Source organism: Brevundimonas sp. (assembly GCF_044239655.1).
Lineage (GTDB): Bacteria > Pseudomonadota > Alphaproteobacteria > Caulobacterales > Caulobacteraceae > Brevundimonas.
In genome coordinates this window covers 1-7,376 of sequence record NZ_JBIIAY010000139.1, presented here as the reverse complement: position 1 = coordinate 7,376, position 7,376 = coordinate 1, and the positions used below count along the sequence as shown (strand labels likewise).

9 protein-coding genes and 1 pseudogene are annotated in these 7,376 nt (G+C 66.4%); 9 read left to right on the top strand and 1 reads right to left on the bottom strand.

The genetic code is table 11. The features are described 5' to 3' along the window. From ACILQR_RS14605 to ACILQR_RS14575, 7 genes are all read left to right on the top strand, one after another. On the top strand, window positions 1-1,249 hold a 1,249-nt coding region (locus ACILQR_RS14605), incomplete at its 5' end, for an N-acetylneuraminate synthase family protein (protein WP_395652117.1). After that, complete coding sequence (locus ACILQR_RS14600; protein WP_395652116.1) at window positions 1,246-1,965, top strand: cytidylyltransferase domain-containing protein; 720 nt, start codon at window positions 1,246-1,248, stop codon at window positions 1,963-1,965. The genes ACILQR_RS14605 and ACILQR_RS14600, both read left to right, overlap by 4 nt. A 17-nt stretch (window positions 1,966-1,982) precedes the next feature. Then, window positions 1,983-2,687 (top strand): cytidylyltransferase domain-containing protein, encoded by a 705-nt coding sequence (locus ACILQR_RS14595; protein ID WP_395652115.1) that lies wholly within the window; start codon window positions 1,983-1,985, stop codon window positions 2,685-2,687. Between the two features lie 66 nt (window positions 2,688-2,753). Beyond that, complete coding sequence (locus ACILQR_RS14590; protein WP_395652114.1) at window positions 2,754-3,203, top strand: helix-turn-helix transcriptional regulator; 450 nt, start codon at window positions 2,754-2,756, stop codon at window positions 3,201-3,203. A 29-nt stretch (window positions 3,204-3,232) separates the two neighbouring features. Further along, complete coding sequence (locus tag ACILQR_RS14585; RefSeq protein WP_395652113.1) at window positions 3,233-3,628, top strand: hypothetical protein; 396 nt, start codon at window positions 3,233-3,235, stop codon at window positions 3,626-3,628. Window positions 3,629-3,631: 3 nt separating this feature from the next. Further along, window positions 3,632-4,048 (top strand): hypothetical protein, encoded by a 417-nt coding sequence (locus ACILQR_RS14580; protein ID WP_395652112.1) that lies wholly within the window; start codon window positions 3,632-3,634, stop codon window positions 4,046-4,048. Window positions 4,049-4,199: 151 nt separating this feature from the next. Continuing rightward, a complete protein-coding gene (locus ACILQR_RS14575) occupies window positions 4,200-5,096 on the top strand; it encodes a CatB-related O-acetyltransferase (RefSeq protein WP_395652111.1) in 897 nt (298 codons plus the stop codon). On the opposite strand, the gene hslU is transcribed toward ACILQR_RS14575, so the two are convergent. After that, a complete protein-coding gene (gene hslU / locus ACILQR_RS14570) occupies window positions 5,033-6,334 on the bottom strand; it encodes an ATP-dependent protease ATPase subunit HslU (RefSeq protein ID WP_395652118.1) in 1,302 nt (433 codons plus the stop codon). The two genes, ACILQR_RS14575 and hslU, sit on opposite strands and share 64 nt — an antisense overlap. Before the next feature lie 249 nt (window positions 6,335-6,583). Here hslU and ACILQR_RS14565 point away from each other — a divergent pair, with 249 nt between their 5' ends. Next, a complete protein-coding gene (locus ACILQR_RS14565; protein ID WP_395652110.1) occupies window positions 6,584-7,012 on the top strand; it encodes a DUF2141 domain-containing protein in 429 nt (142 codons plus the stop codon). A 151-nt stretch (window positions 7,013-7,163) separates the two neighbouring features. Further along, window positions 7,164-7,376 (top strand): annotated as a pseudogene (locus tag ACILQR_RS14560) (carotenoid oxygenase); the annotation flags it as partial.

Genomic DNA, 7,376 nt, shown 5'->3' with positions numbered 1-7,376 from the left:
CCGGCTGGATCATACGCCGCTGAGCCAGGAATCCAGCGACCTGATGATGCAGCGGTTCCAGGCCGGCCAGCTGCAGATCGAGGACATTCTGTTCATCACCGCCCTGCAGATCGCGCGGCGGGTGGCGGCGCACCGGGGCCGCCCCCAGACGGTCTATATGGTCGGTCTGGATTTCCAGTACGACGCCGGCCATGCCTATTCCGGGCGGATCGGCGCCGACTTCTCGCACGCGGCCGATGATGAGCGTCGGCTGGTTTTCGGGATGCAGGAGTATTTCTTCCTGAACGCCCTCTATGTGCTGAAGGGGTCCGAACTGGACGTCCGGCACGTCGGGGCCAAGAGCTTCAGCGCCCTGTCGCCGACCGAGCTGAACCATGCGTTCGGCGGCGGTGCCGATCAGGATCGGGCCGTCGGATCGGGCGTAGCGGTCGTGGCCGAACTGACCACCAACCATTTCGGCGATCGGTTCAGGCTGGAGCGGATGATCCGGGCCGCGCGGGCGGCGGGAGCCGACTACGTCAAGCTTCAGAAGCGCGACGTCGACAGCTTCTACAGCGCCGAGCAGCTGGCCGCACCCTATGCGTCACCGTTCGGCAAGACGTTCGGGGACTATCGGCGGCAACTGGAGCTGACGCCGGACGATTTCGGATTCGTGGCGGCGATGTGCGCGGAGCTGGGCCTGGGGTGGTTCGCCTCGGTGCTGGACAGGCCGTCGTTCGATCTGGTCGCGGCGCTGGAGCCGGCGATGGTCAAGCTGCCGTCCACCATCTCCGAACACCGGGATTTCCTGGCGGCGGTGGCGGGGTCGTACGAGGGGACCGTCGTGCTGTCGACCGGCATGACCGACCAGGCCTATGAGGACTGGGTGCTGAAGACCTTCACCCGGTGCGAGCGGCTCGTGCTGATGCAGGCCAACTCGGCCTATCCGACCCGGGCCGAAGACTGCAATATCGGGGTCGTGCGCCACTATCACGAGCTGTCCCGGACCGATCCCCGCATCGTGCCCGGCTATTCCAGCCACGACTTCGGCTGGATGGCCTCGGCGCTGGCGGTCGCGGCGGGCGCGCGGATGGTCGAGAAACACGTCAAGCTGGGCAACACCGACTGGGCCCATTTCGACGCCGTGGCGGTCGACCTGACCACGCCGGACTTCAAGGACTACGTAGACCATATTCGCCAGGCTGAACGAATCGTCGGCCAGGACAGCAAGGCGATCATGCCCAGCGAACATCACAAGTACTGGCCATGAACGTCGTCGCTCTGATGATCGGGCGGGGCGGAAGCTCCTTGCCCGACAAGAATATCCTGCCGGTGCTCGGCGTACCGCTGCTGAAATGGACGGCATCGGCGGCGCGGCGCAGTCGATACGTGTCCCGCTTCTATGTCAGCAGCGACTGCCCCCGAATTCTCGACGTTGCCGGGGAGGCCGGCTACGCGCCGATCGTCCGGCCCGCTGAACTCGCGTCAGACACGGCGCAGAGCTCGGATGCGGTGCGACATGCGATGCCCATCATGGAGGCCGACGGGCCGGTGGATATCCTGGTCGTCCAGCACGCCAATGTCGGCACGATCCATCAGGATCAGATCGACGCCTGTATCGATATCCTGATCGCTCGCAGCGACCTCAGCGCCGTGATCCCCAGCCATGAGATGGCCGAGTACCACCCGATGCGCGGCAAGGCCGTCAACGCAGACGGCACCCTGGCACCGTTCATCCCTGCCGCGACCTTCGTGTCGGCCAACCGGCAGGACCTGCCCAAATGTCTGTTCTTCGACCATTCCTTCTGGGTTCTGAGGGGGCGATCCGCCGTATTCGATCCCGAGGGGCAGGCTCCGTGGCCCTGTATGGGACGACGCATCGCGCCGTACGAGACCTCGGGCTGCCTCGATGTCCATACCCTGGAAGACCTCGAAAAGACGGCCGTGTGGCTGAAGGCCAACGGCGTCGCGCCGCCTGATTTCTGAAGTGGGACCGAAGAGCCATGACCCTCAACAGTGCCCCCACGGTCGTCGCGGTCGTGGCAGCCAAGGCGGTGTCGACCCGGGTGCCGCGAAAGAATCTGCGGGAGTTTCACGACGGAAGATCACTGCTGGAGATCAAGATCGAGCAACTGCTGTCCGCCGCCCATATCAGCGAAGTCTATGTGTCGAGTGACTCCCCGGAGGCCCGGCAGATCGCCGAGGCGGCAGGGGCCCGGTTTATCCATCGTGACCCTCACCTGACACGGTTCGAGACGCCATGGGGGGACGTCATCGACGGCATCCTTCACGACGTTCCCGCGCCACCCGAGACCTTTATCGCCTGGTGCCCGATCACGAGCCCGCTGTTCACCCGCTACGACGAGGCGATCGACATGCTGGGCAAGGGAGATATCGACAGCGTGATCTCGGTGACACGCGACCAACGGTTCTTCCTGAGTTCAGAGTTTCAGCCGATCAACTATCAGTGGGGTGTGTGGCATCCCTACAGCCAGAATCTGAAGCCGCTGCACATCCACAACACGGCCATCTCTCTGGCCCGAAAGGCGGATATTCTGCGCAACCGCTATCTGATCGGAGAGAAGCCGGGGTTCCTGATCACCGACACGATCGAGGGTATCGACATCGATACGATGGACGAGTTCGAGATGGCGCAGTTCTTTTATGCCCGGCGGCTCGGACAGGGTGGCCCGTCCGCGAAGACTTGAGCGGGCCTGCGGGACTGGACCTGCGGGCGATCACGCATCATCGTCGCGCGACAGAGGCGAGGGGCCATGCCGGACAGACTCACATCGCAGGAATTGAGGTGCGTGCTGCTGGCCGGCGACGGGCTCAGCGACAAGGAGGTCGCGGTCGCGATGGGGATCGCGCCGCGGACGGTCGGCAACAATCTGCACCGCGCCTATCGCAAGCTCGGCGTTTCGGATCGCAAGCTGGCGGCGCGACGTCTGAGTAGCGATTACTCAGAGCATCCGTTGCTCATAGACCACCTCGCCGGACGGGCCGCATCACGGACGGACACCGGGGCGGTCCTGATCGATGCTGGTGATCTGAGGTCCGGGGAGGGTCCGCTGTTGCGGGCCTATCGCGGACTGGGGGCGTGGCGGACACCGCCGCGGCGTCACCCCCGCATCGTCCTGATTCTGGGCGGCGCGGTGGCCATCGTGATCGTGCTGGCGATCACGGGTCAGATCATGGCGGGCATCAACGACTTCCTCGGCTGATCCGATCCTCCCTCGAAAGGCCGACCTCCGTGACTCAATCCGCCGTCATCCTGAAGAACCCCCAGGTCGCCGTTTCGGCTGCCAACGCCATCGCGGCTGATCTCAACGCACTGGAGCGCCACGTCGATGAGGCGCTGATGCGGGCCCATGCCATCGGCCAGACCCTGTCGTCGGGCCGCATGGCCGCCGGGATTTCCGCCACCTTCGGTCAGGCCATGTTCGACGACCTGGCCAAGGTCATTCCTGACGCCACCTCCCTGCGCGGCAGCGTCGTGGCCATGCATCTGCGGATGCAGCGTCGCGCCGATTCCCTGGGCGTCAGCCCCACCCTGGGGATCGAGGAGAAGCCGCCGGAGAACGGTCCCGAGACGCCCTGGCCCAAGGCTGAACTCCAGCCGGCGTCGGCTCTCGTCGCCGCAGAGTAGCCCGTGCTCGCGACCGCCATCTATGCCTTCAATCTGCTCGCCTTCGCGTTTCTGCTGTGGCGCGGACGCTGCGCGGACAGGATCGCGGTCGCAGCCTTCGCTCTGGCGATCGTGGCGGAGCCCCTGGTCGGGGCTCTCACGGTGGGCTCATGGCGGGCCGGCACAAGTGGACTGAACCTGGTGCTCTTCGTGATCGTCTGGTGGCTGGCCGAGCGTGCCGACCGGTGGTGGCTGGTGTTCGTGGCCAGCGCCCAGTTCGTCATCGTGGCCACTCACGCCATGCCGCTGCTGTCAGAGAACGCCATCCTGTGGTCGGGCATCGCACTGCGGAACGGTCTCTATGTTCTCATCAGCCTGCTGTTCCTCGTCGGGGCCTTCGAGGCCTGGGCGGACCGGCGCATCCGTACGGGAGCCCGCTAGGCTTCACGCGATCGACGGTTTCCGGGACGGCCAGGCAAGCCCTGGACAACTCCATGCTCCCCAAGACGACCATCACCCTGTTCGCAGGGCAGCGCGGCTCTGCGCCGGACGCGGTTGCGACATCCCTGCACGTCGATCGATTGGTGCTCGCATGAGCACGGCCATAGACATTCCGGTGGACGAGGCGCTGATCGAACGCTTCCGGCGCGCACGGATCCTGTTCTCCTATGATCGACGCGAGGTCGCCGAGGGGCGGGGATGGCTGTCGGATCACGAGACGATCCAGGTCCCCGGATCGATCAGAATCGAAGGACCCAGCGCATTCTACGGCGGCCCCTATGCGCCCAGCCGATGGGCCGTGCCGGGAGGCCTTTGCACCATGGGTGCCGCATCCTATTCGCACTCGCCGCTGCCCGCAGGCCTCACCGTCGGACGCTATTGTTCGATCGGCCGAGGTCTCAGGTTCATCGATTTCGCCCACCCGGCCGAATGGGCCTCGACCTCAATCGCCTTTTTCAGGCCCAGCGACACCCCGTTCACGCCGCCGCTGCGTGACGCCCTGGACGCGGTTTCTGAGGAGGCCGGGTCGCGGTTCAGTCCCCTGCCGTACGCATCACGGCAGGGGCAGGCCTATCCTGTCATCGGTCATGACGTCTGGATTGGTGACCAGGTCGCGATTGCCCTGGGGGTCACGATCGGAAACGGCGCGATCATCGCCACGGGTGCGGTCGTGACGACCGATGTCGAACCCTGGACCATCGTCGGAGGCGTTCCCGCCAAGCCGATCCGCAAGCGGTTCGCACCGGACGTGATCGCGCGTCTGAGGGCCTCGCTCTGGTGGACCTACCCTTGGCATGCGTTTCACGGCATGAGCCGGACGGACCCCGACCTGTTCGCCGATCAGGTCGTTGCGGCCGCCATGGCCGGCCGCCTGAAACCCTGGACGCCCGAGACCGTGACCCTGGAACCGGCCGAAGTCGTTCCCTACAGGATAAAGCGGCTCAAGTCGGCGTTGCGGGCCAGGTCGCCGACCTTTTCGCGGACCTGATCGCCGTCGAAGGTCAGGGTCTGGCCGGACAGGTCCGAGGCCTTGAAGCTGGTCTCCTCCAGCACCTTCTCGATCACGGTGACCAGGCGGCGCGCCCCTATGTTCTCGACCGCGCCGTTCGCGGCGACGGCGGCGTCGGCCATGGCCTCGACCGCGTCGGGGGTGAAGATGAGGGTCACCTCCTCGGTCAACAGCAGGGCCTGGTTCTGGCGGATCAGATTGGCCTCGGGCTCGGTCAGGATGCGCACGAAATCGTCGCGGGTCAGGGCCTTGAGCTCGACCCGGATCGGCAGCCGCCCCTGAAGCTCGGGCAGCAGGTCGCTGGGCTTGGCGACGTGGAAGGCGCCCGAGGCAATGAACAGGACGTGGTCGGTCTTTACCGGTCCATACTTCGTCGAGACGGTCGTGCCCTCGATCAGGGGCAGCAGGTCGCGCTGGACCCCTTCGCGCGACACGTCGGTACCGCCCCGATCCTGACGTCCCGCGACCTTGTCGATCTCGTCGAGGAAGACGATGCCTTCCTGTTCGGCCAGGGTGACGGCCTCGCGGGTCAGGCTGTCCTGATCCAGCAGCTTGTCGCTCTCCTCGGTGATCAGGGGGGCGACGGCGTCCTTGACCGTGGTCTTGACCGACCGGGTGCGGCCACCGCCCATCTTGCCCAGCATTTCCGACAGATTGATCAGGCCGACGTTACCGCCGCCGCCCATGTCCATGCCTGGGAATGACGGGGCCGCTTCAGCCATCTCGATGTCGATTTCCTTGTCGTCCATCTCGCCGGCGCGGAGCTTCTTGCGGAAGCTGTCGCGGGTGGCGGGGCCGGAGCCGGGGCCGACCAGGGCGTCGAGAATTCGTTCTTCGGCGGCGGCCTCGGCCTTGGCGCGGACGCCGGTGCGCTTCTGATCGCGGACCATGATCAGGGCGGCCTCGACCAGGTCTCGCATGATCTGGTCGACGTCGCGGCCGACATAGCCGACCTCGGTAAATTTCGTCGCCTCGACCTTGAGGAAGGGCGAGCCGGCCAGCCGGGCCAGGCGCCGGGCGATCTCGGTCTTGCCGACGCCGGTGGGGCCGATCATCAGGATGTTCTTGGGCGTGACCTCGTCGCGCAGGTCGGCGGGGACGCGCTTCCGGCGCCAGCGATTGCGCAGGGCCACGGCGACGGCGCGCTTGGCGTCGTGCTGGCCGACGATGAAACGGTCGAGTTCGGAAACGATTTCGCGGGGAGACAGATCGGTCATGACGATCAGATAGGGCACCGATGCGTCCTGCGGGAGGGGGCAGGATCGTCGCAGCCTGTCCAACGGCGCGCCGTTCGCGATCGGAGGTGTTCAACGGCGTTTCGCGAACGCACAGGCACCGCCGTTCACGAAGCCGGGCCGGCCATCGCCGCAAGTTCGGTGGCGGCGCGTCGGAGCTGGGGTGATGGTCGGGACATCGGAGCCCGGCGGTCGGGTTCCTCCACACCGATCTTCACAAGGATGCCCGTCATGATCCGTTTCGCTTCCGCCGCCCTCGTCGCCGCCCTGCTGGCTTCGGCCCCCGCTCTTGCAGAGACGGTCGCCCCCACCACCATCACCCTGGATTTCAACACCGCCGCCACGACCGGCAAGGTGATGGTGGTGCTGTACAACTCCGAAGCCGCCTTCTCGGGTGGTGCACCGGTGGCCCAGGCCATGGTCGATGTCGGGGCCGGCCAGCACAGCGCGACCTTCGCCGACCTGCCCGCCGGCGACTATGCGGCCAAGAGCTTTCACGACGTCGATGGCGACGGGAAAATGAACACCAACCCGTTCGGCATGCCGACCGAACCCTTTGCCTTCTCGAACAACGCCCGCGGCAACATGGGCCCGGCCCCGTGGAGCGCCGCCCGCTTTGCCGCCTCGGGTCCGGTGACCCAGACGATCAACCTGCGCTGAGCATCGCCCTCCCCCTTGTGGGGAGGGACGATCGCGCAGCGATCAGGGTGGGGACGTGTGAAGCGCACTCCGCACCTTTCGGACCCCACCCTGCTTCGCCTTCGGCTCAGCGTCCCTCCCCGTGAAGGGGAGGGAGAACAGGACCCCCGCCATGACCCCGACCCGCCGCAACATCCTGATGGGCGCAGCCGCCCTCTCCGCCGCCGTTGTCACGCCCGAAATGGCGCGCGCGGCGGCCGCCCTGAACGTCGCCAACGATGCGGGGGCCGCCGACTGGGCCCTGGCGACGCGGGACCTCGAAGCGGACGTTGCGCCCCAGACGATGCGCCGCATCCGGGGACGCGCCCCCGCAGGTCTGGAGGGG